The sequence below is a fragment of the Colwellia sp. BRX10-3 genome (assembly GCF_014077505.1).
Lineage (GTDB): Bacteria > Pseudomonadota > Gammaproteobacteria > Enterobacterales > Alteromonadaceae > Cognaticolwellia.
The window spans coordinates 196,563-221,917 of sequence record NZ_JACGWA010000004.1 but is presented as its reverse complement, the minus strand read 5'-3'; the positions used below and the strand labels follow the sequence as shown (position 1 = coordinate 221,917).

At 36.5% G+C, this 25,355-nt stretch carries 24 protein-coding genes and 1 pseudogene; 12 read left to right on the top strand and 13 right to left on the bottom strand.

The genetic code is table 11. The features are described from left to right. Positions 1-111: 111 nt before the first annotated feature. Positions 112-657 carry a cytochrome b gene (locus H4J38_RS09095; protein WP_404842606.1) on the bottom strand — a complete coding sequence of 182 codons (546 nt, stop codon included), beginning with the start codon at positions 655-657 and terminating at the stop codon, positions 112-114. A gap of 372 nt (positions 658-1,029) precedes the next feature. Here H4J38_RS09095 and H4J38_RS09090 point away from each other — a divergent pair, with 372 nt between their 5' ends. From H4J38_RS09090 to yghU, 6 genes are all read left to right on the top strand, one after another. Further along, positions 1,030-1,488, top strand: a complete 459-nt coding sequence (locus tag H4J38_RS09090; protein ID WP_182131471.1) for a c-type cytochrome — start codon at positions 1,030-1,032, stop codon at positions 1,486-1,488. A gap of 15 nt (positions 1,489-1,503) precedes the next feature. Next, positions 1,504-2,892 (top strand): MBL fold metallo-hydrolase RNA specificity domain-containing protein, encoded by a 1,389-nt coding sequence (locus H4J38_RS09085; protein ID WP_182131470.1) that lies wholly within the window; start codon positions 1,504-1,506, stop codon positions 2,890-2,892. A 14-nt stretch (positions 2,893-2,906) separates the two neighbouring features. Beyond that, positions 2,907-3,359: a universal stress protein gene (locus tag H4J38_RS09080; RefSeq protein ID WP_182131469.1), complete on the top strand. Its 453-nt coding sequence runs from the start codon at positions 2,907-2,909 to the stop codon at positions 3,357-3,359. Between the two features lie 300 nt (positions 3,360-3,659). Then, positions 3,660-5,189: a thymidine phosphorylase family protein gene (locus tag H4J38_RS09075; protein WP_182131468.1), complete on the top strand. Its 1,530-nt coding sequence runs from the start codon at positions 3,660-3,662 to the stop codon at positions 5,187-5,189. 20 nt (positions 5,190-5,209) lie between these two features. Beyond that, positions 5,210-6,133, top strand: coding sequence for a ribose-phosphate diphosphokinase (locus tag H4J38_RS09070; RefSeq protein WP_182131467.1), 924 nt, complete (start codon positions 5,210-5,212; stop codon positions 6,131-6,133). 200 nt (positions 6,134-6,333) lie between these two features. Then, entirely contained in the window at positions 6,334-7,203 is an 870-nt protein-coding gene (yghU, locus tag H4J38_RS09065; RefSeq protein WP_182131466.1) for a glutathione-dependent disulfide-bond oxidoreductase, read from the top strand. 64 nt (positions 7,204-7,267) lie between these two features. Here yghU and H4J38_RS09060 read toward each other — a convergent pair whose 3' ends face one another. The 5 genes from H4J38_RS09060 to H4J38_RS09040 form a co-directional block, all read right to left on the bottom strand. Continuing rightward, positions 7,268-8,479: an EAL and HDOD domain-containing protein gene (locus tag H4J38_RS09060; protein WP_182131465.1), complete on the bottom strand. Its 1,212-nt coding sequence runs from the start codon at positions 8,477-8,479 to the stop codon at positions 7,268-7,270. A 135-nt stretch (positions 8,480-8,614) separates the two neighbouring features. Beyond that, on the bottom strand, positions 8,615-9,067 hold the full coding sequence (locus H4J38_RS09055) for a hypothetical protein (protein WP_182131464.1): 453 nt from the start codon (positions 9,065-9,067) through the stop codon (positions 8,615-8,617). Positions 9,068-9,181: 114 nt separating this feature from the next. Beyond that, on the bottom strand, positions 9,182-10,381 hold the full coding sequence (locus H4J38_RS09050) for an ectonucleotide pyrophosphatase/phosphodiesterase (RefSeq protein ID WP_182131463.1): 1,200 nt from the start codon (positions 10,379-10,381) through the stop codon (positions 9,182-9,184). A gap of 200 nt (positions 10,382-10,581) precedes the next feature. Beyond that, the gene (locus H4J38_RS09045; RefSeq protein ID WP_182131462.1) at positions 10,582-11,139 is read right to left on the bottom strand and encodes a phosphoribosyltransferase; all 558 of its coding nucleotides are present in this window, start codon (positions 11,137-11,139) and stop codon (positions 10,582-10,584) included. Positions 11,140-11,411: 272 nt separating this feature from the next. Further along, positions 11,412-12,590: a tetratricopeptide repeat protein gene (locus tag H4J38_RS09040; RefSeq protein WP_259365461.1), complete on the bottom strand. Its 1,179-nt coding sequence runs from the start codon at positions 12,588-12,590 to the stop codon at positions 11,412-11,414. Between the two features lie 230 nt (positions 12,591-12,820). Between H4J38_RS09040 and H4J38_RS09035 the strand changes: the two genes are divergently transcribed. Continuing rightward, complete coding sequence (locus tag H4J38_RS09035) at positions 12,821-13,717, top strand: hypothetical protein (protein WP_182131461.1); 897 nt, start codon at positions 12,821-12,823, stop codon at positions 13,715-13,717. A gap of 149 nt (positions 13,718-13,866) precedes the next feature. On the opposite strand, the pseudogene H4J38_RS09030 reads toward H4J38_RS09035, so the two are convergent. After that, a pseudogene (locus tag H4J38_RS09030) lies at positions 13,867-14,472 on the bottom strand (glutathione S-transferase family protein). Between the two features lie 98 nt (positions 14,473-14,570). Between H4J38_RS09030 and H4J38_RS09025 the strand changes: the two are divergent. The 3 genes from H4J38_RS09025 (at position 14,571) to pepE (ending at position 17,351) form a co-directional block, all read left to right on the top strand. Beyond that, entirely contained in the window at positions 14,571-15,344 is a 774-nt protein-coding gene (locus tag H4J38_RS09025; RefSeq protein ID WP_220465486.1) for a ferredoxin--NADP reductase, read from the top strand. A gap of 732 nt (positions 15,345-16,076) precedes the next feature. Beyond that, positions 16,077-16,481: a type II toxin-antitoxin system HicB family antitoxin gene (locus H4J38_RS09020; RefSeq protein WP_182131460.1), complete on the top strand. Its 405-nt coding sequence runs from the start codon at positions 16,077-16,079 to the stop codon at positions 16,479-16,481. 126 nt (positions 16,482-16,607) lie between these two features. Next, the gene (gene pepE, locus H4J38_RS09015) at positions 16,608-17,351 is read left to right on the top strand and encodes a dipeptidase PepE (RefSeq protein WP_404842605.1); all 744 of its coding nucleotides are present in this window, start codon (positions 16,608-16,610) and stop codon (positions 17,349-17,351) included. A gap of 37 nt (positions 17,352-17,388) precedes the next feature. On the opposite strand, the gene bioD is transcribed toward pepE, so the two are convergent. Genes bioD through bioB form a run of 4 tightly spaced genes read right to left on the bottom strand, consistent with a single transcriptional unit; the run spans position 17,389 to position 21,177 of the window. After that, complete coding sequence (bioD, locus tag H4J38_RS09010) at positions 17,389-18,066, bottom strand: dethiobiotin synthase (RefSeq protein ID WP_182131458.1); 678 nt, start codon at positions 18,064-18,066, stop codon at positions 17,389-17,391. 53 nt (positions 18,067-18,119) lie between these two features. Beyond that, a complete protein-coding gene (bioC, locus tag H4J38_RS09005; protein WP_182131457.1) occupies positions 18,120-18,905 on the bottom strand; it encodes a malonyl-ACP O-methyltransferase BioC in 786 nt (261 codons plus the stop codon). Continuing rightward, positions 18,905-20,068 (bottom strand): 8-amino-7-oxononanoate synthase, encoded by a 1,164-nt coding sequence (locus H4J38_RS09000; RefSeq protein WP_182131456.1) that lies wholly within the window; start codon positions 20,066-20,068, stop codon positions 18,905-18,907. The genes bioC and H4J38_RS09000 overlap by 1 nt, the downstream gene beginning before the upstream one ends. Before the next feature lie 5 nt (positions 20,069-20,073). Then, on the bottom strand, positions 20,074-21,177 hold the full coding sequence (bioB, locus tag H4J38_RS08995; protein WP_182131455.1) for a biotin synthase BioB: 1,104 nt from the start codon (positions 21,175-21,177) through the stop codon (positions 20,074-20,076). A 99-nt stretch (positions 21,178-21,276) separates the two neighbouring features. On the opposite strand from bioB, the gene bioA reads away from it, so the two are divergent. Then, the gene (gene bioA, locus H4J38_RS08990; protein WP_182131454.1) at positions 21,277-22,581 is read left to right on the top strand and encodes an adenosylmethionine--8-amino-7-oxononanoate transaminase; all 1,305 of its coding nucleotides are present in this window, start codon (positions 21,277-21,279) and stop codon (positions 22,579-22,581) included. Positions 22,582-22,641: 60 nt separating this feature from the next. Here bioA and H4J38_RS08985 read toward each other — a convergent pair whose 3' ends face one another. After that, complete coding sequence (locus H4J38_RS08985) at positions 22,642-23,019, bottom strand: hypothetical protein (RefSeq protein WP_182131453.1); 378 nt, start codon at positions 23,017-23,019, stop codon at positions 22,642-22,644. Positions 23,020-23,163: 144 nt separating this feature from the next. On the opposite strand from H4J38_RS08985, the gene asnS reads away from it, so the two are divergent. Continuing rightward, the gene (gene asnS, locus H4J38_RS08980; protein WP_182131452.1) at positions 23,164-24,564 is read left to right on the top strand and encodes an asparagine--tRNA ligase; all 1,401 of its coding nucleotides are present in this window, start codon (positions 23,164-23,166) and stop codon (positions 24,562-24,564) included. Positions 24,565-24,716: 152 nt separating this feature from the next. Here the strand turns inward: asnS and H4J38_RS08975 are convergent, their stop codons facing one another. Then, positions 24,717-25,265 (bottom strand): nitroreductase family protein, encoded by a 549-nt coding sequence (locus tag H4J38_RS08975; RefSeq protein WP_182131451.1) that lies wholly within the window; start codon positions 25,263-25,265, stop codon positions 24,717-24,719. Positions 25,266-25,355 lie beyond the last annotated feature (90 nt).

The window sequence follows — 25,355 nt, the reverse complement described above, 5'->3', positions numbered from 1 at the left end:
TCATGATGCCTAGGGTTGTTAGCTATCGCTATAGTGTCGAGGATTTGATTGAATTTAATGTTACATGCAGCTATCTCGCTCTACTTATACCAATACTTCCTTATACTTAGCTCACTTCGAGCTAAGCCAAGGCAACATCCTGATTAAGGTATTGTCCTTTTGTACATAATGATGAAAAAGTGCTGCAACAGCATGCAGGCCAATCAGGTAATATCCCACCATGCCAGTAGTTTCATGTAGCTCTTCAATAGTTTTTGCAAGTGCTTCGTTTTCGGCTACTAAGCTAGGTAGAGAAAGCCCCCAAAAAGGTATTATATTTCCTTCTGCACTTAATATTAGCCAACCTGCTAACGGCATAATAATCATAAATAGATATAAACAACTATGCATAAATTTGGCGGAGTGTTTTTGCCAATTGGGTAGCGAGGGTGTTATCACCGGAGTATAAGTTGTACCCCTTAAAAGCAAGCGAATCCATACTAGACAAAAAACGCTTAGACCAAGCATAAAGTGCCATGTTTTAAGTGCTTCTCGAGGTTCACTTCCCTTTGGGTATAACTCTCTAAATTCTATGCAGGAATAGACAGCAATTAATAGCAAGAGCATTAACCAATGCAAGGTAATGGATAAAAAGGGATATCGCTGCTTTGATGTCATCTTAAACCTCATGCTAGTTTAACTGACTTAATTAAAGCAGATTATAAATAAAAACAGTTGATCTGTATCAATAGAGTAATCGAATAACTTTTTGTTATCGTTATATGTAGTACTCATCAAACACTTTGGCTAAATCAGCTGACAAATTCAATGTCATTACTAAGTCAGCAATTTGATCTTAATCAATATTTGCTCAGATAAATAAGTGCTATCGGTTAAGTTTAACTAGACTGAAAGATAAACTTTACTCTAGCGATGTGAAAAAACTTTAAGATAGCATAGTTTAAATATAACTCTTCTATTTCCCACAAGGCTACTAGTTAAAGAAGAAATAGACGATTATCTAAGCAATAAATCTGTTAAGGAATAATAATGAAATACACTCTAGTCGCTTTATTCATCACAGTGTCATTAACCCTGTTCAGTTGTAATAAAGGTGTAGATTCACCTAGAGGCTTTAGCCTGCCTAAAGGCTCAGTAGCAGCAGGTGAAAAAGTATTTTTAAAGTTTCAATGTTTAGCTTGCCACAGAATTAACAATGTTGAGGATGCCAGTATTGAGAAAAACGAAAGTCTTTCAATTTTCCTTGGTGGCAATAAAACTGAAATTGTCACTTATGCTGAATTAGTTACTTCAGTTATTAACCCTTCTCATAAATTTTCTAATCCAGCCTTAACTCAGGCAAAAACGGCTGATGGACAATCTAAAATGAAAATTTTTAATGACGAAATGACGGTAACTGAACTGATTGATTTGGTGACTTTTTTACAACCAAATTATACCTTAGTCCCATACCGACATACCAAGTATCAATATTATCCTCAACAATAATTATTGGAGCTTTAGATGAATATTAAATTTTTTGGCGCGACGAGAGAAGTCACAGGTTCGTGCTATTTGATACAAGTTAATGATAAAAATATATTGCTGGAGTGTGGCATGTTACAAGGCTCTCACGAGCATGAGCGACATAATAATGACGACTTTCCTTTTGATGTTACTGAACTTGATGCGGTGATTGTCAGTCATGCTCATCTTGATCACACGGGTCGATTACCCATGCTGATTAAAGAAGGTTTTCATGGCAGTATATTTACTCATAACGCTACGGTGGATTTATGCAAAATCATGCTGGTTGATTCGGGCTATATTCACGAAAAAGAAGCGCGTTGGGAAAACAAAAAACTTGAACGTAAAGGCTTACCCTTGATAGAACCGCTTTATACCACTGAAGAAGCAGAAAGAACATTACAGTATTTTAAAGGGCTTAATTATGATCAAGAAGTGGAAATTTGCCCCGGTGTAAAACTAACCCTCAAAGATGCAGGGCATATTATTGGCTCAGCCATCATTGAATTAACGCTTAATGACAATGGTGTGAACAAAAAAGTGGTATTTAGTGGTGATTTAGGTCATAAAAACGCCCCTATTTTGCGTGATCCATGCAAAATTAAATATGCTGACCTCGTCATTATGGAAAGTACCTATGGCGATCGGCTGCATCGCAGTTGGGACGATACTTGGCAAGAAATGGGTGAGATTATTGCTCAAGCTAAAAGTAATAAAGGCAATATATTGATTCCTGCTTTTACTGTTGGTAGAACACAAGAGCTACTTTATGAATTTAAACAACATTTTGACCAGTGGCAGCTGGGTGATTGGCAAATTTTTCTTGATAGTCCTATGGGGATAAAAGCGACCCGTGTTTACGCTAAACACAGCGAAGTTTACGACCAAAAAGCGCTAGATATTAACAAAAATCATGATGGTCTATTTGATCTTCCTAACCTGCACATGTCAGAAAAAACTGAATACTCAATGAAAATCAACCAAATTAATTCTGGTGCTATCATCATCGCAGGTAGTGGCATGTGTACAGGAGGTAGAATTAAGCACCATTTTAAACATAACATTTGGCGTGAAAACGCCCATGTAATAATTGTTGGATTTCAAGCAAGAGGCACCATAGGCCGAGCACTTGTCGATGGTACTAAAAATATTAATTTATGGGGTGAGAAAATACAAGTTAATGCCCATATTCATACTGTTGGTGGCTTTTCTGCTCATGCTGACCAGCAAGGTTTGTTAGAGTGGTATCAAGGTTTTGAAAATAAACCCCCTGTGGTTCTTGTTCATGGTGAAGAAGAAGCAATGGAAGTGCTCTCACAAAAACTAAAACACTTACACAAAGTTAGTGTTGTACAAGCCAGTTACAAACAAAATATTGTTATCTAAAAATGGAGAAGTCTATGTATCAGCACATTTTATTTGCCACAGAACTAAATAACACTAAAAGTCACATTGAAAATAAAGTTAAAGAATTGCAACAACTTACTAAGGCCAAACTGAGCGTTATTCATGTAATAGAGCCGATACCTGAGGTTTATTATGGCGGCATATACGGTGTTGTTCCTAACCTAGACGCGACAGATAGTGTTAGTGCCACAAGATTATTAGAAGAGCGTGCGAAAGAGCAACTAAAACCCCTGGCTAAAAGCTTAGGTATTAAAGCGCAAAGCTTGCATATACCTATAGGACGCATTAGCGAGGAAATTTTAGCTTTTGCAGACAGTAAAAAAGTCGATTTAATTATAACGGGGAGCCACGGTGTGCATGGGTTGCAATTATTACTCGGCTCTACCGCTAATGCTATTTTACACGGTGCAAAATGTGATGTGTTAGCAGTTCGATGTAGATCATAAAAAAACTAGCTTTAGTTTTAACACCACCCCCGTCACAGCCTAAAATTAACTGATAGGTATGAGCTATATATCTTCCCTAAAAATCAATTTACTTGATTTAAAATACCGTGCTCATACTGCTATTTTACCAATATTTTTATAGCTCGAAGGTATGCGGCGGTTAGCTACATTATATCTATGAATCGTTATCATTCAGACCATAAGCGAGTTATTTTGTAATTATCGCATACTGACTAACGTTGCTATAGGCGAGTACTGTTTCCAACTATTATAATTGAGTAAAAAAGGATTTATTAGCTGATGTTAAAACTCAAATCCGTTGCCATTGACACCTTTAAAGAGAACGTAGCCTATTTACACCGGGATTGTCCTTTATACCGTACCGAAGGCTTTCAGGCCTTAATGAAAATAGAAATCTCTGTAAAAGGTAATGTTCGCCCTGTACTTGCGGTATTAAATATTGTTGATGACAGCGCTATTGTCGATACAAATGAACTCGGTTTAAGCACCCAAGCCTTCGGACAACTGGCCAAAAGGCAGGGAGTTAACGTAAGCATTGCACCAGCCACCCCACCCATATCGCTTGAATCTGTACACCGAAAAATTGCTGGTGAAACTCTCAATAAAAATGAATATCATCTTATATGCCAGGATATTTTAGAAAACCGTTATTCAAAAATGGAAATTGCAGCATTTTTAGTCGCTTGTAGCCATAACGGTTTAGAACGTGAAGAAGTATTCTTTTTAACAAAAGCTATGGTAGACACGGGTAAATGCTTAAACTGGGGTGAGGCTATTGTTGTAGATAAACATTGTATTGGCGGTATTCCTGGGAATCGAACCACCATGATAGTTATGCCAATCATTGCTGCCCACGGTATGCTTATGCCTAAAACTTCCAGCCGTGCTATTACCTCACCGGCCGGCACTGCCGATACCATGGAGGTATTGGCTAACGTTGAACTCTCCATTGAACAAATGAAAAAGGTTGTACAGCAGCATCGCGGCATGTTGACGTGGGGAGGAACGGCAAGGTTGGCACCGGTTGACGATATTTTAATTTCGGTTGAGCGACCATTATCTATGGACTCAACAGGGCAATTAGTTGCGTCCATTCTATCTAAAAAAATAGCCGCGGGATCAACCCATTTGCTCATTGATATACCGGTCGGCCCTTCCGCTAAAATACATCATAATCAGGCGGCATTAGCCTTAAGAAAATTATTTGAATATATTGGTGATCAGTTTGGTTTATATATAGAAGTTGTGGTGAGTGATGGCTCTCAACCCATAGGTAATGGTATTGGTCCCGCATTAGAAGCCAGAGATGTTCAACAAGTATTAAATAACCAAAAATGTGCCCCAAGTGATTTACGGGAAAAATCTTTACGCTTAGCGGGACGAATATTAGAGTTTGATCCTGATGTTAGAGGCGGTCAAGGGTATAATATTGCAAGAGATATTTTAGAGTCTGGCCGGGCCTTTGAGAAAATGCAAGCCATTATTGCAGCACAAGGAGTCCAGCTAAAACAACAGCGTAAAGCCGCGTTAGAATACTCGGTAACTGCATTAAAAAGTGGCTATATCCATGCCATAGATAACTTAAATATTGCTCATATCGCAAGTCTTGCTGGCGCTCCTATCGATAAAAATGCCGGTATTAATCTCATCAAAAAAGTAGGCGATAAAGTTAAAAAAGGTGACATTCTTTTTACGATATACGCCTGTTTTAAAAGTAATTATGAATTTTCCACACAATTTTCTAATGAAAATAATGCTTATGTCATAGATAAAAATCCACCAGTGACAAACGATAACTACTTTATTTAATTTTTCCTTTAGGAGTTGCTATGACTTTAATACTGGGTTTTGACGATTATTTAACACCCGCACAACAACTAGCGAAAAGTTTATCGATTCCATTCAAAAGGATTGTATTGCATCGATTTCCAGATGGTGAAACAAAAGTTTTATTACCGGCAACATTGCCAAAGCAAGTGATAATATGTCGTACTTTAAACCAGCCTAATGAAAAGCTCATTGAACTAATTATCACAGCTGCAGCAGCACGAGCCCAAGGCGTTAAATTTATAACCTTAGTCGCACCCTATTTATGCTACATGCGACAAGATATCGCTTTTCACGAAGGTGAAGCTGTTAGCCAAAAGATTATTGGTAAATTACTCGGAGACTATTTTGATCGCGTTATCACTATCGACCCACATTTGCATCGTATTAATAACTTAAGTGAGGCTATTAGCAGTCAAGCCATTGCTTTACATGCGAGTAACGCCATGTCGAAATTCTTACAGCAGCACTTTAGTCAACCTGTCCTCGTTGGTCCAGATGAAGAGTCTAAGCAATGGGTTGAAGCCATAGCCAAACCGCACCATTGGCATTATGCCATCGCGACCAAAAAGCGCTTGGATGATAAAAATGTTACGGTAAGCTTAGCGACTAATAGCGACACTGGTGATAAAAATAGTGGTCATAATAAAAACAATAAAGCCCTAAGCTTGACCAATCGCGACGTGATCCTGGTTGATGATATTGCCAGTACAGGAAAAACCCTTGAACAAGCGGTAGAACAAATACAACTTCAAGCACCATCGAGTATTTCCATCATAGTCACCCATGCATTTTTTGTTGATGACGCCATAACAAGTCTTACCCAAATGGGTGTTGCTAACATTTGGAGTTCAGACAGTGTGCTTCATAGCAGTAATGCTTTTAGTATTGTTGATACTATCGCAGAAACATTGCAGTCGTATTGATATATTATATTACCCGTCACACATGAAAATTACATCTGCAAGCACTTATCAGTTCATTCACTATTTAGATTGGTTCAATATTTAATCAGAACATCTTTACCTGACTTATAGCCAGGTAAGATAAGAAAATAGTCAGAAATACTGGCATTTCAATCTGTTTAACCATAACGTATAAAAAATATTTTATTATTGGAGCTGGTATGAGTGATGACAATTCATATATCCCGCCAAAAGTATGGCAATGGAATACTGAAAATGGTGGCAACTGGGCAAGTATAAATCGCCCTATTTCCGGGCCAACACACGAAAAAGTTTTAGTAAAAGGTAAGCACCCTTTTCAGTTATATTCCCTCGCGACACCAAATGGCGTAAAAGTCACTATTATGCTTGAGGAACTATTAGCATTAGGTATAAAAGAAGCCGAATACGATGCTTACTTAATTGACATTAGCAAAGGTGATCAATTCGGTAGTGGGTTTGTTGAGGTTAATCCAAACTCAAAAATACCAGCTTTGTTAGATCAAAGTAATGAACAATCAATTCGATTATTTGAGTCAGGCTCAATATTATTTCACTTAGCTGAAAAATTTAATACTTTTTTACCAACAGCCGAAAAACGTACTGAATGTATGTCTTGGCTATTTTGGCAAATGGGCAGCGCGCCATATCTTGGCGGTGGATTCGGCCATTTTTATGCTTATGCACCTGAAAAAATGGAATATTGTATTGATAGGTTTTCAATGGAAGTAAAACGCCAACTTGATGTGTTAGATAAGCATCTTGAAGATAATAATTACATGTGTGGCGATGAATATACTATTGCTGATATTGCTATTTGGCCTTGGTATGGTGCACTTGCTTTAAATCGTTTATATGATGCTGCAGAGTTTTTAGATTTAACGTCGTATAAACATGTTATGCGATGGGCTAAAAACATTGATAAGCGCCCTGCTGTTAAACGTGGTGTCATGGTAAACAAAACGTGGGGAGAGCTTTCTACCCAACTCCATGAACGACATGAAGCAAGTGATTTTTTAGAGCGTACTCAAGACAAATTAACTGAAGATTAATTATTTTTAAAAGCAAAAGAGCGTATTAACAATACGCTCTTTTTTATAGAAAATTTTTACCTCACTATATGCCTAGAGACTTACACCAGTTACTGGCATTAACAAACTCTTTATGGATGAAATCTGCGTCGAGTCCATATAATTCAGTTAGTTGTTTGATATTCTCACCATTACCCGTAATGTAATTAGTGGTTAAATCCAACAATTCGCCTAATAACCCACTGTGGTTTACTAGTGCGTCTTCAATAGGTTTTGCTAATGGCATAGTTTTAACAATTTCATCCATTGGCATGCTCAAAATCACTTCTATTGCACTTAACAAACCCGTAATAAAGGCGAAGTCGCTAATTTCAATAAAAGCACTTTCAGTGGCAAGTGCCGCCATTAATTTTGCTGTTATTAACGACTGTTTTGAAACTTCACTGAATTTATTGGTGGTTAACTTTGAAAGCGCCAGAATCGTTACAAATTGTTTAAGCTTGTCTTCACCTAGATATGCTGCGGCTTGTTTTAACGAGGTGATTTCTACTCGCGTTCCGGTTGCAACATTGTTTACTAATTTAAGTAACCCTACTGTTAAGTTAACATCGTGACCGATTATTTCTGCTATGTGGTCAAAATCTAATGGTTTATTAAAGGTTTCACTGATTAAATGCAGCATTTGAGATTTAATAGGAGCTAATGTTTGTCCTTCAATAATTTCAGGCTCGTGATAAAAGAAGCCCTGATAATAATCAAAGCCTACTTCCGCCAAAGATTGTAGTTGATAGTTAGTTTCTACCTTTTCGGCGATTAACTTAATATCAAAAGGTTTTATTCGATGCACAACTGAGCGTATACGTTTGGCGTTGGTTACTTCTATATCGATTTTTATCATTGCAAGATAAGGAAATAACACATCCCATTTTTCATCTAAGTCGTACTCACTTAATGCTACTTTATAGCCTTTGTCATGATAAAACTTGACGATTTTTAATAGCCGTTCTGTTGCTGACTTATGCCCGACCAATTCAATAACGATACTAGCCTTATCAAACATAAGCGGATATTTATTGATCAGACATTTTTCAGTAAAATTGATAAAAGCTAATTTACCTAAACTGACTGATTGAATATCTCCTTGAAAATGATTTTGGATAATCAATTTCGAACTAGCTATATCTTGATCTATTTCAGGGAATTTATTTTCTGGACTATCTCTAAATAAAAGTTCGTAACCAACCGTTTGATTATTTCTGTCAAGTATAGCCTGACGGGCAATGTAACTTATTTGCATAGGTAGATTATTTAAAGACTTATGGTAAGTAAAACATACCTCATTATGCATGTTAATGAATAGTTATTTAAGAGAAAATGTCGTAAGTTGATAATATTTTTTTAAATATCTAATTAAGTGTAACCAAATACACAATTAATAAAGATCAAACAGCGTAATATTCGTGTTTGGAATAACCAAGGTTAGTACATCACCGTAATCAACATGTGCGATAAATGGCGCGAGTAATTCGAGTTGATTAATAGGCTGCCAATGTTCTGTTTTAGTTTCTATTTGTGGTTGATAAATTAGTGCAGGGTAAAATGTTGAATTCAATAGAATATGACATCGACAAAATTTGAAATCTTCTGCAGCCATATCATCATGCCATTTCACTTGCTTAAAATAATGATCAAAATGATTTAAGACAATTGCGTGACATTTAAATTGAGCATTTAATGTCGCTGGATAAAAATGACTAAGATCTAACCCTAGGGCATGAAAAAAAGGTAACTGTGCGCTGATAGTTCCCATTGGGAAACGTGGGTCATTTCCTCTACCTGACGCCACTTGATGACCTTTCACAAGGGTAAATTTAAATTCTGCCATGGTGTAACTTAATATATATTTAGCCTAACTTGGGTTAGCCAAAGTGGGACCGATTGGGTTAACGAATCCATATTTTACTATACGTTTTATACTCTTTTGACATACGTAGTAAATTTATTTAACTATTATCTCTGCTATTTTATAGTTTCCGTCAATATTATCGACATCATTTAACCCTAAAGCACGGATAATAATAGGTAAAACATGCACATTTTCAAATGCTTCTACTTGTTTATTTTTACTGAAGGCAGGACCTATGGCTATAAAGATAGCATCAAGATCTCGATTTGATTTTGGATCGTAACCATGTGTTTCAGGTTTAATAACTGTTTTACCATTATTAAAAATATAGGACGGCATAGCTTCAATAATCACATTAGGTACTGCAGCCGTTTTTCGGTTTAAATGCCAATGTGCTGGAAAGTTAGGATATTGGTATACTCGATAATTAGCTTGTTCATCTTGAGTTTGAGCCTTTTTAAACAAACGAACACTTTGCTGCAATTCTTTGTCGTTTTCACTATATAAATATAATTGCGTAGAGCCATTAATGGCTTTTACGCCATCAACAATGTTTTCTTGCCAAGTGATGACATGACGCTTATTAACTTCAGTCATGCCATGATCTGAAACAATAACAACATTAACTTTACCGTCAAACTCCTGGTTAATTTGCAGTATAAAACTCGCAAGTAACGCATCCAGCTTACTAATAGCACTTATTAATTGTGGCGAGTTATCACCAAATTCGTGACCTGCATCATCTATGGTGGCAAAGTAACCCGCGATAAAGTTTGGTCGTTCTGTTTCAGGTAATCGTAACCAAGCAAGTATTTGCTCAAGTCTCTTCTTATTAGGGGTTGAATGATTATAGGGATAATAATAACTGGCCATTTTGTTACCAATGGCAGTTTCAGATTCTGGCCAGAAATAAACTGCAGATTTATTGCCCTGCATTTCGTTGATATGCCAAAGCGGATCAGCGGTTAACCAACGGGGATCGTTTTTTCCATCACCAAATGTGTATTCTTTAGCAATATCTCGATGGAAAAACGAATTATGCACAATACCATGATTTATCGGATAGCGTCCGGTTACAATACTTAAGTGATTTGGAAAGGTTTTACTCGGGTAAACCGGTAATAAGGCTTCAGCACTGGTACCTTGCTGAATAAGCGTCATTAAAGTTTTTGGTTGGTATTGTTCGATATATTTTTGAGCAAAACCATCGATTGATAAAAGAACTAGTGGTGTTTTAGCCCAACTAACAGTGGAAACTAAACAGCCTAAAAGTATGCTTACTTTAAGATTCATTCGATACAACCAGATTCAATGCACTTTAATTTAAGAATAAGTAAGATAAAGTAATAACTATTTTTTTACAAGCTGGCAGAGTAGCGTTTGTGATATTTACTTTATTTAAACTTGCTCTTTGTATTTGACATTAAAACAATTAACGCACGTAAATACTGTGTTTTATAAAGCGTGCGTTAATTGTTTAAGTAATATAAAACTTACTCAAATAAATCTAAAATATTGACCAAGTCTTTCTTACCGTGTGCTATTTCATCAGGTGTTAAGCCAGATAGTTCATGTGGAAAAACTAACCATTCGGTAGACTCGTGTACATAATAATCAGGTACTAAATCTACTTTAGAATTTTTTGGTTTATACCAAGGACAAGCAATTCTGACATCTTTGGGCATATTATTGCGGGTTAGCTTTTTCATTTGAGTTATCAAGGCTTCAATACTGCGACCAGAATCGAAAACATCATCAACTATTAACAGCCCGTCATCGGCATTCGCATTTTCAATAATATAATGCAAACCATGCACTTTAATTTCTTTGCTCTGCTGATTAATACCATAATAAGACGATGTTCTAACGGCTATATGGTCAGTTTCTACTTCTTTAAAGTCAAAATATTCTTGTACTGCAATGCCAATAGGTGCACCGCCACGCCAAATGCCAACAATAAATTGTGGTCTAAAACCATCTTCAAATACTTTCGCAGCAACACGGAATGAATCTTCAAGTAACTCTTGCGCTGTTATAAATCGCTTGTCCATCGATGAGTTAACCTCAGTTAATTAATTTTTTTAGTAAAAGTTATTATAACGTGTTTTTAACCAAGCTGAGTAGCCCCGTTGAATAATTTAAATATTTTGGTAAAGAAAGCTTATTTTTGGATAGATTAAAGTAACAGCTGTGAATGCTAATGGGGGATTTAAGTGACAACTTATGTCATAGCTTTAAATAAAGGCTTAAAATAAGGTGGGTTTAAAATATAGCAGTAACACAAAACACAGAGAAAGATGTTATAACCATTGACGTGAGTTTGCTAATCTACCTGATTTAAAACATTTAGTTTTGCTAGATATTGCTTATCAAGTCGAGGTAAACGATTTTTTGCCATGGCCTTTCTGATATAGCTTTCTGCTTTATCAACATCATCCAACATGTAATAAATTTTAGCTAAACCAAAATAGAATTCATGAATACTACTATTGAGTTTTATCGCTTTTTTGTAGTGATTTATAGCCTGTTTATAATCGCCATTATAATATTTCTCATCACCCAGTAATGCATAATAATAAGGGTTATTTGCTCGTTTTCGCATTATGTAGCTGTCTAATAACTTAGCTTCTTCATGTTCACCCTTTTTATTTAGTAGCATGCTTAAATTAGCCATTGCTGTTAAATTATTGCGGTTTAAATAAATAGCATAACGATAGGTATCAATCGCTTTTTGCTCTAGCCCCTTTAGCCGATATAAAATAGCTAAATTCCCCCAAGCTGAGGAAAATACAGGGTCAACTTGGGTCGCCTGCTTTAAATAAGCATAGCCACTAATATAATCACCATGAATCATAGCAGTAGCACCTTTATTATTGTAAAACATTGCAAGCACGGTGTTTTTATTGATTTTATGTTTTGGAAAAGACTTTTTATTAACATAAGGGTCAAAATCAATTTCAATTGCTGTACGTTGCCAAATAACCTTTTTATCAGGGAATTTTTCTTCTAAGACAGCTAGATTTATATGGCCTGTTAGCATATTTGCACGACCGTTACGTACCCAATACTCAGGTACATCAACACTTTGAAAGGCAACATTTAGTTCTGCCTCTTGCGCAATAGCGTACGCCATAATAGTTAATGATAAACAGTTAGCTTCTTTATTTTGAAATGCTTTAGTAGCGATAACATTGGCACCAGATTTATAAGCTAAATTAATATTTTCAGGACTAAAGAAATATTGAAGAAGCTTTTTGGTTTTTTTACGAGTATCACGTTCTGAACCGATTTTTTTCGCCATTTTTTTCATTTCAGCACTTAAGGCGAAAATTTCATTTTCGGTCTCTATGAAAATGGCTTGATAACCCATAAACTTTTCGTCTAAAAACTCGCTAGCTTGGTTATTACTAAGGTAGTAATTGGGTAATGTATTACTCGATTGACAGGCAGTTAAAAATATTAACGTTGTGCCGACAAACCAGAACATTTGTGGTTTTTTCATATACACTCCAAGAAAATATCAAACTTAGCTATTCTTTAAGCATAAGTGTTATTCAGATATTGAGGAGCTTTTTAACCTAATATTAATAGAAAATTACACTTTATTTACCCTGCAATAACTTTGATTAATTATTGCTTAAAGCTTTGTGTGAAAATTGCACAAGTAATTTTTTATATTCCCTGCTATGCTGCGCTCCAATTAAATCGCGACAGTTTTATGGTTTTAAATTTATGAAAAAAACACTCGCCGGATTTTTTACCGGAAGTGCTATGGCCGTTGTTATAATCTTAGTGACTGCAAGCTATCAGTTATATAAAAATAAATATGCCACTATTGATGCTCAACTCAAAGAGATATCAGGCATTGAGTTTGATAAAAGCAAGAAGCTTTGGGCAATTAATGATGGTGGTGATCAAGCAAAGTTGTATCAGCTTAATAGAACCGGTGGTATTGAAAGAGCAATTACCGTTACTAACGCTAAGAATATTGACTGGGAAGATATGACTCAAGATGATTTTGGTCATTTTTTTTTAGGCGACTTTGGTAATAATGATAATCTTCGTAAATGGTTAACAATTTATAAAATTGAAAACCCTATCGATATAAAAGGTGAAACAACTGAAGCTGAAATAATAAAATTCAAATATCCTGAACATGTGAGCTTTCCGCCTAAAGCACATGAAATGGAGTTTGATGTTGAAGCGTTTGTTTTTTATAAAAAACACCTTTATTTATTTACCAAAAATCGCACAGTACCTTTTAACGGCATCACCAGTTTGTATAAAATTGGTGATCATGCCGCCAATTATGATGCTCAAAAAATAAGTAAGTTTAAAACCTGTACTATTGCTATAAAACTTTGTTGGATAACATCAGCAGCTTTAAGTCCTAATAAAAAAAGACTTGCACTACTGGACTCTCAACGCATATGGCTTTTTGAGAATTGGCAAGGAGATGACTTTTTCTCTGGCGATAGCTATCGTATTGATTTAGGAATAATTACGCAAAAAGAAGCAATTACTTTTCTAAATGAAGATGTCATTATTTTTACGGATGAGGAGTTTCACGGTATTGGCAGAAATGCCTACGAGATCAACCTTAATGAAGTAAAAAAACATAAACTTTAAAACTTATATTAATTTAAATACTGAACTGACTAGTATATTTCTCTAAGTTTGTTTGCAAATATAAAACAGAGCAATTTGATTATGCTTTACTGAGTTACTAGACTCACACAAATTTCAAAATTTAAATAACTGCTGGTTTAATTACTTGGTCATTGCGACTTTGCCATTGCAACAAAGTTAGCTTGCAACTTTATGCGTTCAAGCCAAGCATTTATCGCTGAAAATTGTGACAAATCAAAACCCCCTTCATCAGCTACATGAGTATAAGCAAATAAAGCTATATCCGCTGTGGTTAATTGCTCACCAGTTAAATAATGGCTTGTCTGTAACTGTTGAACCATCAATATAAGCGCTTTATAACCACCCTCTAGCTTCGACTCGTATTCTGCAAGTCTACTCTTTGGTAAGCCAAGATATTTTTCAATAAAGCGAGCAACTGCAATGTAAGGTTCGTGACTGTATTGCTCAAAAAATTGCCACTGTTGAACTTTTGCTAAAACAAATCTTTCATTTGGCAGTAAATTACTTCCATGAGCTAGATAATTAATAATGGCATTCGATTCAACTAAACAGCGACCATCGTCTAGTTCTAACATTGGGATTTTGCCGCTAGGGCTTTTATTGAGGAAACTTAACCCGGTATTGTCGCCATTAAGAATATCTATTGGTAACCACTGATATTCTATATTGAGCAAGGCACAGGTTAATTGTACTTTGTATCAATTACCAGACTGACTATCGCCATAAATTTTCAAATTATTCCCCTTTCTCATAAAAAATTCTATGTAAAATAATGTGTTAGTTCTATAGTTAGTTATATAACTAAGAATAACTAAACTTACAGGAGAACACTATGATGACAAAACTCAATGGTTTTGCCAAAGGTGAAGTTATTAACTACAAACAATGGACTGACAATGAATTTTCGATCACGGTAACAGCCGAGATTGGGCCCTATGTTGCTGGGCAATTTACTAAATTGGCCTTGCCTGACCAAAACGGTAATTGGCTTAGACGCGCCTATTCTTTTGTTAACTCACCGAATCATAGCCTAGGTGCACATTGTATGGAGTTTCTTATCATAGATGTTCCCAATGGCGGTTTAAGTCCTAAACTTGGACAATTACATGTTGGTGATAAAATTTACGTTGGTGACAAACCTAGTGGTTTTATGACCCTGGATGAAATCCCTGAAACAGCGACTAACCTTTGGTTACTTTCAACTGGCACAGCGATTGGCCCTTTTCTATCAATGTTAGCCGAAAGTGAAACACAAAATCGTTTTGAACGGGTAATATTAGTACACGCCGTTCGCACTCGCCAAGAATTAGTTTATCAAGAATTAATCGAAAAGTTTCAGCAAGAGTACGCTGGTAAACTTACATACTTACCGATAGTTTCAAGAGAAAAACATCAGCATATAATGTCGGGCAGGATTCCAGAGTTATTAAAAGACGGTAGTCTTATGCAGGCGGTCGAATTAACACCTGATAAACAAAATAGTTTTTTCTATTTATGTGGTAACCCTGAAATGGTACATGACACTCGAGATGTATTACTTGAGCTAGGTTTTCAAAAACACTTAAGACGGGCTTCTGGACATTTCAGTTTTGAAAATTATTGGTAGCTTGTCGCATCTCAATTTTAAAGTGCTGATCTGAAAAGTCATCTTGTTGTAATTAGTCACTGTCTTAATTACAACAAAGTAGTCATTGTCGTTAACGAAATTTTGATGGATATTTTTATTACTTAGCTAAAATAATAAACAATTAAAGTATTAGTTTTCGCTTTAATTACTCTTCTAAACATGGTTTTAAATACTATTTTATAACGATAATTCACTTAAAAAATCACTCCTTAAAAGATATCATTCCTGCGGTAATTGCCATTTATATTCGACAGTTTTAATAGTCTACATTACCGTATTACATAGTTCATACCCAACGTGAATGCCATACATAATCAACGATTAAAACCGATTTAATACACATTAAATTTCTTATTTTTAACTATTCTCAGGTCAAATAAATCACTACACCTAAAGTTTTTTCACTCAATAACGCATTCATAATCCACCCGATAACTCTATTAAAAATATAAATCACAAAATAAATTTTTCTAAGATATTAGAATAAATCATTAAACGCCATAACAAACATACGCTATTAATAAAAACTTTTATTGTAAGTGAATAGTCACTTCAAAACATATAGAGTTATCAGGGTTGCGCTGCACCCTAAGTGTAGGGTTGTCAGAGTTATCACTAGCAGCTAAATAATAACCCGTGGGGTTATTATAGTATGTACAGTTAGAGTTATTAGAGTTACACTGTATGTATAATGAAATTAAAGGAATACCTATGAAATATCCTGTCTTGGTTTTACGTAATAACGAAGATAATAATTACTTGTTTTCAATTGTTGATTTACCGGGTTGTCAGGTGAAAGCGACAACAATGGATGAAGGGTTTTTATTATTAAATGAAGCGATGATTTCACACTTAAAAATATTGGTTGAATACGGTGAACAAGTACCACATGCAAAAACGATTGAAGAGCATATGTTGTTGTCTGCTGAAGGGTCTCCAATTTGGGCGGTGCTTGATTTTGACATTGTTCCCTACATGGGGAAAAGTCATAAAATAAACGTCACCTTACCTGAGTTATTGATAAAACAAATTGATGATCGGGTGGCTAAATCTTCTCATTACAAAACCCGTTCTGGATTTATTGCTATGGCATGTTTAACCGAGTTAGCTAACTGAATGCTCTTGGGATTGCCTGATATAAGCTAAGTGATATTGGAATGACATTGAGTGAAAAAGCCAATAAGTCTTAAACTTATGGTGCTAAATCAGGTAAAATAAAACCACGTTATGAATAGAAATAAGTTGACGAAATTGACTATAGAAAATGCAAATTTACTGCTATTGAGCAGCTCTCGTGTTGGCGATACACAATATTTACAACATGCATTAGCAATGATAAAAGCAAAGCTTGATGGTGTGAATGAATTATTGTTCATCCCCTATGCTGGTGTTACGTTAAGCTATGATGACTACACCACAAAAGTTCAAAGCGCATTAGCTGAGGTAGGGATTAAAGTCACAGGCATACATCAATATGATGACCCGATCACCGCAATTAATAAAGCCCAAGCGATAGCCGTTGGCGGCGGCAATACTTTTCATTTATTACATCAGTTATATCAAAACAAGTTAATTAAACCCATTCAAAACAAAGTGGCTGAAGGCATGCCTTATATAGGTTGGAGTGCTGGGTCAAATATTGCGGGGCTTTCTATTAGAACCACGAATGATATGCCAATTATAGAACCAATAAGTTTCAATGCCCTGCAACTTGTTGATTTTCAGCTGAACCCACATTATACCGATCACAACCCGGCCGGTCATAATGGCGAAACTCGTGAACAACGTTTAGCAGAATTTATGGTACTAAACCCGACAACAGCTATTATCGCGATTGTTGAAGGAACAGCATTAGATATTAAGCAAAACACCATAAAATTATTGTCTGGCTTACCTGAGATGACAAATGACGCTAATGGATTTTTATTTAAGGCGAGTAAAAAGACAGTTATCAGCCCTGATGATAACCTAGACTACCTACTATAAACTCATGTAACCTAAGAGTTTTATAATAATTTAAACATTAAAGTGGCGTAGTTAATAGCGAAATATCAATTCGCTTTGCCGCTTTAGTAATATCTTCATCAAAAGGTAATTCTGCCAATTTTGGTATCGGTAGTAGCGCGGTTAATTCACTAATATTTTCTGCTAAATATGGCATATCTTCTGGACAGTTAGCTATCCAGCCTAAACAGTTCAAACCATCCGCTATTATCGACTGATAAGTTAATATGGCATGGTTCAAACAACCCAGTTTCATATTGACTACCAGTACAACATCTTGACAGCTTGTTTGCACAAACTCGGATAAAAACTTTCCTTGCCCAAGTGGTAAACGCCAACCCCCCGCACCTTCGCAAATTACAATGTCTGCATCTAAAGCCGTAATTTCTTCGTAGCCATTGTGAATATCAGTTAAACAAATAACTTGTTGTAACTGAGCTGCAGCAATATGCGGTGCAATAGGTTGTTCAAAAGCAATAGGGTTAACTTGAGTAATGATTTGCTGGCAATTAGATTGCTTAAGTAATAACAAGGCATCTTCATTAACTAGATCATCATTAATACGTTCGCAGCCAGCAGAAATTGGCTTATATACCGCAACTTTATTATTGTTACTCACAAAGGCATGAGCAAGCGCTTGAGCGGCGTAGGTTTTACCGGCGTCTGTGTCGGTAGCGGTAATAAATAATTTCAACATAACAACTGACTCTTCCAGTTAGTAACGATTGGATGGTGATTTCTCTATAAACTTTAATTGTTTAACTTCACCACTAGGCCAGAGAAAACTTTATATGTGGCGGGATATATATCGCTTGGCTCTAAAAAGTCTTGGTAACTTTTAGTCATTTTTTGCCATTTATCTTTGCCAGCGAGACCTTTACCCTGCTTTTTAGGAACATGATTAGCGCCAAGGCTTTTTAATTCATGAGCTAAATGCAAAACATTTTCATATTCTAAAACTATATCTTGCTGTTTCGCATCCAATAGTTTGCGATCGGTGCCATCAAATAACGGTCTAATGTCACTTTCGTGTTTAAAATCTATTACGTGCTGATCATTATCAACTTGTGCCCAGGCGGACTTTAATTCAAATAAAGTACCATCAACTAGCGTACTAAAGACAAACAAACCTCCGGGCTTTAAAACCCTCATAACTTCATTTAGCACCAAATCAAGTGGGTCACACCACTGGATCATAAGATTGGAATAAACTAAGTCTATGCTGTTATCTTGTAATGGTATTTTATACGCGTCGGCTTCAAGCCAATGGATGGCTTTATTACGGTTAGCTTTGGCAAAACCAAGCATTTTTTTTGATATATCTAAACCAATGACTCTTTGATAACGACTCGCTAAAAGCTCGGTAAAAAAACCAGTACCCGCACCTAAATCTAGGGCGGTTAAATCGTTTCGATTAGGTAACCATGGCATTAAGTGCTTACCACAATAACGTTGTAATCGCGCTGCAATGTCATAAGAAGTACTAGCTGAGCCAAATGATCTCGCTATCTTAAAACGGTTAGTCTTTTCAGACATTATGCTATAACCTCGTTGATACAATTAGCTAAGTAATTGATATCTTTACTTTCGTGGCTCGATGATACGGTTACGCGTAACCTCGAGCTATTATTAGGAACAGTCGGAGGACGGATGGCGCTGAGCCAAATCCCCTTATTGCGTAGCTTCTGACAAACATCAAGTGTTGCAAGCTCATCACCAATAACGATGGCATGAATTGACGAAGCATTTTTAATTAACTGTACTTTACTGCTGAGTTTTGACGCGAGTAATTGACTCAATTCTGTAATCTTTTCTCTTCGCCAATGCTCACGTTGAATAATTTCAATACTCTTTTTTGTTGCCCAAGCTAATGCCGGTGATATTGCCGTGGAGTAAATATAATGCCGTGAAAAGTTAACTAAATAATCAGCGAGTAATTCATCACAAGCAACAAAGGCCCCGCTGGTGGCAATGCTTTTGCCAAATGTTGCCATAACAACATCAACGTCTGCAATACTGCTACTACCTTCGCCTTTATTCCCAACAACACCTATACTGTGCGCGTCATCTAAATATAATAAGGCTTGATGCTGCTGTGCTATTTTAGATAAATTAGCAACGTCGGCCTGATCGCCATCCATACTAAATACGCCTTCAGAGACGATAACCTTGTTTATATCATTATCGTCTTTAATCACTACTTGCTGTCTTTGTGATAAAAATCGCTGCAATTGTGCCGTATCGTTATGTAAAAAGCGTTTTACTTTAGCGTTACTCGATAAAGCACCATCTATTAATGACGCGTGACTGAGCTTATCTAAATAAAGCTGACAACTTTCATGCCCTAATGCGTGCATTAGCGCGTTATTGGCCGAAAATCCGCTAGAAAATAACAAACATCTAGGTTTGTTGAGCCAATCACAGATATCATTTTCTAGTGCTTGATGCGCATAAGAATAGCCAGTAATTAAACTCGAACCACTAGCGCAAGTGCCGAATCGCTCAGCCCCAGCTAACAATGCTTGGTTAATTTCTGGATGATGATTTAAGCCGAGATAGTCGTTAGAAGAAAAGTTTAAGTAACTTTTATCATTAATTTTGACATAACGACCATTTTGCTCAGCAACACATTGGCGCACACGATAACGTGCGCGCTGTTTTTGTTGGGCAATATTTTCGGATAAAAAATCAAACGCCATAAAGGTTAATTTACGGCGTTATAAAATAGATCACTATTTTGTTGATCAACAACAGCCGTTTTAATTTTTGCTTCGTCGACCTCTGAACTAGCAATAGTTTCAGTATTAATACCTAAACGATCAAATAGCATCATGTCTTTATTCGCTTCAGGATTACCGGTAGTCAATAATTTACAACCGTAAAAAATTGAGTTAGCACCGGCTAGAAAGCACATTGCTTGCATCTGTTCATTCATAGCGTCACGCCCTGCTGATAAACGAACATGACTTTTAGGCATCATGATACGTGCAACCGCAATACAGCGAATAAACTCAAAATGATCTAAATCGGCAACGTCAGAAAGCGGCGTACCTTCAATTTTAACCAACATATTGATCGGAACACTTTCCGGTTGTGGTGAAAGGTTGGCGAGTTGTGCCAATAATGACGCTCGGTCTTTACTTTCTTCGCCTAAACCAACAATACCGCCACTACAAACCTTCATACCTGAACTTCGAACATTTGTTAAAGTGTCTAATCTGTCTTGATAAGTACGTGTGGTGATAATTTGATTATAATGCTCTGGCGATGTATCTAAATTATGGTTGTAATAGTCTAAACCAGCACCTTGTAATTCATCGGCTTGGTCAGCAGATAACATGCCTAAAGTCATACAAGTTTCAAGTCCAAGGGCTTTAACACCTTTAACCATTTCTACCACGGCAGGCATATCTCTTGCTTTAGGGTTACGCCATCCAGCACCCATACAAAAACGTGTTGAACCTTGATCTTTAGCCACTTGCGCTGCTTCAAGTACTTTTTCAACTTCCATTAAACGTTCTTTATCAATGTCAGTTTTATAGCGTGCGCTTTGCGAACAATATTTACAATCTTCTGGGCATGCGCCGGTTTTAATCGACAATAAAGTACTCACCTGCACTTCATTTGGATTAAAGTTTGCTCGGTGAATAACTTGCGCCTTAAACATCAAATCATTAAATGGTATGTCAAACAGTGCTTTGACTTCATCTGCTTGCCAGTTATGGCGAGCTTCACTGTTACTTTGGTTGATATTATTAGCGACAGTATTAGGCGTAGATTCACTAATCGCTGATGTTTGCTGTGTCATAGTTATTCACTCGTTTTGAAATTGCATCTGGCATTATTAACGGGTAGTCTATGCGCCAACTGGAAGATGTCAACTAATTTACTTAACCAAGCCTTACATATGAACAAAAAACAGACAGAAATACTAGAATTTGATAAAAACCATGTATGGCATCCCTATACTTCAATGTCTAAGCCATTACCTTCCTATTTGGTAGAATCTGCCGATGGTGTTTTTATTAACTTGGCCAGTGGTGAGAAACTTGTCGACGGTATGTCATCGTGGTGGTCTGTTTTGCACGGTTATAATCATCCTGAATTAAATCAGGCGTTAATAAAACAAACCGAAAAGTTTGCTCATGTAATGTTTGGTGGTTTAACTCACGAACCTGCGATTATCCTCGCCAAAACATTAATTGAGCTTACTCCTGAAGGCTTAAATAAAGTGTTTTTAAGTGACAGTGGCTCAGTGTCTGTAGAGGTGGCATTAAAAATGTCACTTCAGTACTGGCACAGTAAAAACAAGCCTGAAAAGCATAAAATACTAACAGTTAGGAATGGTTATCATGGTGATACATTTGCTGCTATGTCGGTATGTGACCCGGTAAATGGCATGCATCAGTTGTTTGAACCTGTGTTAATGAAAAATTTATTCGCTCCAGCGCCTAAAACGGCTTTTGATCAAGTATGGGATGCTGCCGACGTAGATGAATTATCGGCTATGTTTGCAAAACATCATCATGAAATAGCCGCATTTATAATAGAGCCAATAGTACAAGGTGCTGGTGGCATGCGTTTGTATCACCCTAATTATTTAAAAGCCTGTCGAGCACTCTGTAACCAATATAACGTTTTAATGATTGCCGATGAAATCGCCACAGGACTGGGAAGAACGGGTAAATTATTTGCCTGTGAATGGGCAGATATTAGTCCTGATATTATCTGTTTAGGTAAAACCTTGACTGGTGGCTACATGACGCTAGCGGCTACCTTATGTACTGATGAAATAGCCAACACTATTAGTAATGGCGAAGCCGGATGTTTTATGCACGGACCAACCTTTATGGGAAATCCGCTAGCCTGTGCGGTTGCAAATGCTAGTTTAAAGATATTAAAACGTAATGAATGGCAACAGCAAATTGCTGATATTGAATGCATTTTCAAACAAGAATTAACCCCGTTAATAGCTCACACTAGAGTTAATGATATTCGAATATTAGGTGGTATTGGGGTCGTTGAAGCAATTGAAAATGTTGACATGTCAGAGATACAGAAGCGGTTTGTAGAATTAGGCGTGTGGATACGCCCTTTTGGTAAACTTATCTATATTATGCCGCCTTTTATCAGCAACAAAGCACAACTGAGTTTACTGATAAAGGCGATAAGTGTCGTATTAGATGAAGATAATTGTTTTCAGCGTAATTAAATGAGTAGCGCTTAGGCTCTAGTCACTACACTTTAGTTCTTTGTTCTTATAGTCAGAATATTAAACAATTTTAGTTTCTGAGATTTGTACCAATATAAAGCTAACCCAAGCAATGGTGATCACTAGCAATAATAAAATATTAAAATGCTTACTATCGCTTTTTCGACGACTACGATATTTATCAAGTATTAAACAAAAATAGCTACTTAACGCGCTTAGCCATAACACTATATACAAATAGCCCGTTAATGGTGTCAGCCAAAACTTTCTAATTTCAATATTATGATAACGTAATATCCCGTAATCAGAGTCTGGCGCAGCATAATAAGACACAATTAAAGCAAAAACGAATAACCCCCAGCCTACAATGGCAAATATCCTTAATAAATAAGTCCATAAATCAGCAGTATCCCTTCGCTCTTTTCTAGTATTTTTCATACTTATTACCGCCTTTTATCTCTAATTGTATTTTTTATTTTTATAAAGACAAGATTTAGCAATTATTACTTGTTAAACCTTACAAGCAAGGTAACATATCAATCCTTAAAATTAGAGTACATTTTTGACAAAAAAGAGGTTTAAATGTCAGTCATTGCAATTACTGATATCTTGGCAGGAAAATATCCTGTTAATGAATCAATTACTATCCATGGTTGGATCCGCACACGTCGTGATTCTAAAGCAGGTATTTCATTTTTAGCGGTTCATGACGGTTCATGTTTCGACGCTATTCAAGCAATTGCGCCAAACAACTTGGATAATTACCAGACTGATATATTAAAACTTACGACAGGTGCTGCCGTAAAAGTTACCGGTATTTTGGTTGAATCGCCAGGTAAAGGTCAGTCATTTGAGTTACAAGCAGAACAAGTTGAAGTTTTAGGTCTAGTAGAAGACCCTGATACTTATCCTATGGCGGCTAAACGCCATAGTATTGAATTTTTACGTGAACAAGCACATTTACGTCCGCGCACTAATATTGGCGGTGCGGTAACTCGTGTTCGCAATACCTTAGCACAAGCCGTTCATCGCTTTTTACATAGTAAAGGCTACTTTTGGATCAGCACACCGTTAATTACGGGTAGTGATTGTGAAGGCGCTGGCGAAATGTTCCGTGTTAGTACCCTTGATATGGAAAATTTACCGTTAAACGACCAAGGCAAAGTTGATTACAGCCAAGACTTTTTTGGTAAAGAAACATTCTTAACCGTTTCTGGTCAGTTAAATGTTGAAACCTATTGTTGTGCCCTTTCTAAGGTTTATACCTTTGGCCCAACCTTTCGCGCTGAAAATTCAAATACTACACGCCATTTAGCTGAGTTTTGGATGATTGAGCCGGAAATTGCTTTCGCCGACCTTTCTGATGCTGCTGACCTTGCTGAAGAAATGTTAAAATATGTTTTCCAAGCAGTTCTTGATGAACGCGCTGATGACATGGCTTTCTTTGAACAACGTGTCGATAAGACAGTGGTAGAACGTTTAAACTCTGTGATCAACAACGACTTTGTGCGTTTAGATTACACAGACGCAATCACTATTTTAGAAAACTGTGGTAAAAAGTTTGAAAACAAAGTGGCTTGGGGCGTAGATTTAAACTCAGAGCACGAGCGTTACTTAGCTGAAGAGCATTTCAATGGCCCGGTAGTTTTACAAAACTATCCAAAAGATATTAAATCTTTCTATATGCGCTTAAATGACGACGGTAAAACCGTTGCTGCTATGGATATTTTAGCACCGGGCATTGGTGAAATAATTGGTGGTAGCCAACGTGAAGAGCGTTTAGATGTTTTAGATAAGCGTTTAGCGGAAATGAATTTAGATCCAGCAGATTACAGTTGGTATCGTGATTTACGCCGTTACGGTACTGTACCGCATTCTGGTTTTGGTTTAGGTTTTGAACGTTTAGTGGCTTATGCAACTGGCATGCAAAATGTGCGTGACGTGATCCCTTTCCCAAGAACGCCAAATAACGCGGCATTCTAAACTAAAGCAAGTTAATGCTAAGTTAGCATTATATAAAAATAAAAAAACCCTCAACTGAGGGTTTTTTTATTATGTGAAAGTAAATGTGAAAGTAAATTAAATATAATCAAGTGAAGTTAAATATGAAAGCAAGCAACTAGCACACGGAACACCTAAAAATAGCTAACGTATTCATCGAGCGCTTTACTACTTTTCAGTGGTAACTCTTTTGACTTATCACCTATATATAAGAATCCAACAATTTCCTCATGTAGTTCAATATTCAAGCGCTCTTTGACTAATGGATGATAACTCATTTCACCCGTGCGCCAAACAGAACCTAAATCTAAGCATGATGCTGCCATTTGCATCGCATGCACTGAACACCCTGCCGCTATTATTTGTTCTTGTTTAGGCACTTTAACGTGCTGGTGAAACTTGGTACTAATCACAATAATTAAAGGTGCACGAAAAGGCATTTTAGCCGCTTTCTCTATTTTAGCTTCATCAGCACCATCACTGATCACTGCTGACTTAAACGCCTTACTTAGCTTTGTTAGACCTTCATCTTTAACTAGGGTAAATCGCCATGGTGTTAAACCTGCGTGATCAGGTACGCGCATGCCTGCCTTAAGAATATTATTAATAACGCCTTCATCAGGGGTATTACCGTGTAAATGAGGATTAGACTGACGAGTATGTAAAAATTCTAATACATTCATAAAATTACAAATTCCTTTATGTTGAAATCCTTTGGGCTTAAAACGAACTGATGAATATAGCGACCAATTATAATGTATTTTGTAAGCTAC